This is a genomic window from Mesorhizobium sp. P2_F8, from assembly GCF_056403655.1.
This window is the reverse complement of record NZ_JBFUFB010000075.1, coordinates 1-2,454: the sequence shown is the minus strand read 5'-3', so window position 1 is coordinate 2,454 and position 2,454 is coordinate 1. Positions and strand designations below refer to the sequence as shown.

Here is a 2,454-nt window from a genome sequence, read left to right as displayed (position 1 = left end):
TCCCGTTTGTATCCTGCTTCCTGTTGCGCAAGCGCAAAAGCGCATTTTTCGATGTATGAATAATCCTCTCGAGCTGTGTTTTCTTCCCCTTGGAAAATGACTGCTTGTTCATCAGTTAGCTCGCGGACGGCCGCTTTGAATCCGATCCCAAGCTGCTTAGCTGCCGCTAGTCTTCTGCGACCATAGACGATTTGAAACTCGCCATCCTTGCCTTGTACTGGCCGAACCAATCCAGGCACAATTTGACCGCGCTCCCGCATGGATTCTGTGATTTCAGCAATGGCGGAAATCTCGTAGGCGTCATCAYATCGATCGGTGATAGATGACGGCCGTATTTTGTCGGGATCGAGTTCAATGATCTGTTCGCCTGACTTCAATAACTTGTCGGCGATATCGCTACGCTCTTGCATTTGGCGAACACCAGCCGCTACCTTCATCAGGTGTGGGGATGACGTGCGACGGCTGAGGCCCTCCTCCGAATTCTCCTCCCCAAGTTGCCCCAAAACAGCAGCAAACATGCCCTTAGAATCTTTGCGGCTCACTGTTCACGCCTCCATGCCATTGTGATGAGGCTTTCTATTTCCGCGTTCGCGGCATTGATCGATTCGATTGCACGATCATAAGTTTTAGGTGCCGAGAACCTCGATCGTTGCACTTCGTAGAGGCTCTGCTTCCAAGTGAGAGCGTCGGCAACCGCAGTTGATTTGGAGACTGAATTCAGAAGTAGATCCTCGCCAAAAACTTGACGCATTAGAGCCTGCATGTTGGCTTGCGGGTGGTCGTTCGCCTCAAATTTGGTGATGAGGAATTTGGCGAAATCCCAACGCGCACCTGCACCAGCCTCATCCAGGATTTGCATATAAGACGCGGCCAGCTCCAAAAACTTGCCTGTGGAATCGACATCGAGCATGTGAGCCGGAACTGGGATGAGGACCCCGGTAGCGGCCGTGAGCGAGGAAAGCGTCAGGAAATTGAGTGACGGCGCGCAGTCGAGAAGAACGATGTCGTAGCGATCAACGATCTGTTCTAGAGCCTGTGACACTCGAAGTAGGAAACTCGTTCCACCGCTCTTGCGCATCTCAAGGGTAACGGCGGTTTCGAATTCTGTCAGCTCAAGACCGGCGCAGATGACGTCGAATCCGATGATATGTGTCTGATGCACAATTTTTTCTGTTGGCACCGGATCGTCAAACCGGATCGCCGAGTAAAGGGTGTCACCTTCTCGGTAGTCAAATCCGGGTAATGCTCCTTGCAGACTGGTTAACGACGCCTGGGGATCCATGTCGACTGCGAGAACGCGATACCCACGAAGTGCCAGCCAGTGACCCAAGTGAATAGTGGTCGCTGTCTTGGACGATCCGCCTTTGAAGTTGGTGATCGCGATGATCTGGCAGTCTTCGCCATCAACGCGACGAGGATTGATCCACTTCTTTCGCGCCTTTTCCGCCAGATGCATCCGAAGCTCAAGCACCTGCCCCACGGAATATAGGCGCTTTCCGGTGGTTGTTGTTGCTGGCTCGGGTCCCTGCCCTTTTAAGGAAACCTGTCGTATGTAAGCTTCGGTCACTCCCAGCAATGCCGCCACTTCGGTCGAAGTGAATTTGCGCATCGTACGAACCGCGTCAGGAGGATACTGAGCCAGCGAAAGATTGTTGAGTGCCTTCTCGAGTTTCGTCGAAAAGGTATTCATGAATTGAAGGCTACTTAGATGCCGCGTCACCCAGATTCTCCTCTTGCACCCAGCCACAATGATAGCGACTGTGGTTAACAAGCCGTTAACGCCACGCCAACTACGCCAACTTTTCGAATTACGCGGTTTTTCCGTTACTGGGCTTATGCCCGATTCGGAGTATTCGGGCAAATGGACACAAGGCAGTTCCCAGCTGGGAACTTTTTGTGATCGCTGGCTTCCTGTACCTCAAAGTTGCAGCCGACGTCGGTGTTCCGGTTGGCCTCTAGCTTCCCGCATACGGCGGCGAGCGACCTACAACAGCGCGGGCAGCTTTCGGCGCCTTGAGAGACCCCCACATTGGCGCGGCGGCGAAATTCCCGTTGTGACGGCAGGCGCGGAGCTCGCGCAGTCGTTCGCGTCAGTGACGATCGGTTATGTTTGTGATGCGGCCATGCCACGCCGCTTCCGATGTCGCTTCGTGATCGCCCCGCCAGGCTGGCCAGTTAGACGCCCCACGGCCCCCTTCCTGCAACGAGGCATTCTTTCCGGGCCGAGTGGTTCCCGCGAATGGCAATTCAACGGCTAGGATTTGTCGCCAGCCGTCACGCGCGATCTGACAGCAATCGACACCGTTTGGCACGTGGGCGTCCTGTCCACGCGCACCCTCCTCCGGTGCGTCGACGATGAGGCAAGCAAGAGGCTGCTGCAGTCGCCAGGCAACTTCCCTCTGGGTCTAGTCCAAGAGTTGGCGAAGGATCCTGAGGACATATCGAGAACCAAAC

General features: G+C 54.7%; 2 protein-coding genes. Both read right to left on the bottom strand.

Translation table 11 applies throughout. The annotated features are described in order from the left end of the window. Positions 1–542, bottom strand: a 542-nt coding sequence (locus tag AC1DZP_RS35870; protein ID WP_477309045.1) for a ParB/RepB/Spo0J family partition protein, incomplete at its 3' end; no start/stop codon positions are given. Next, positions 539–1,720 (bottom strand): plasmid partitioning protein RepA, encoded by a 1,182-nt coding sequence (gene repA / locus AC1DZP_RS35865; protein ID WP_477309043.1) that lies wholly within the window; start codon positions 1,718–1,720, stop codon positions 539–541. The genes AC1DZP_RS35870 and repA, both read right to left, overlap by 4 nt. Positions 1,721–2,454 lie beyond the last annotated feature (734 nt).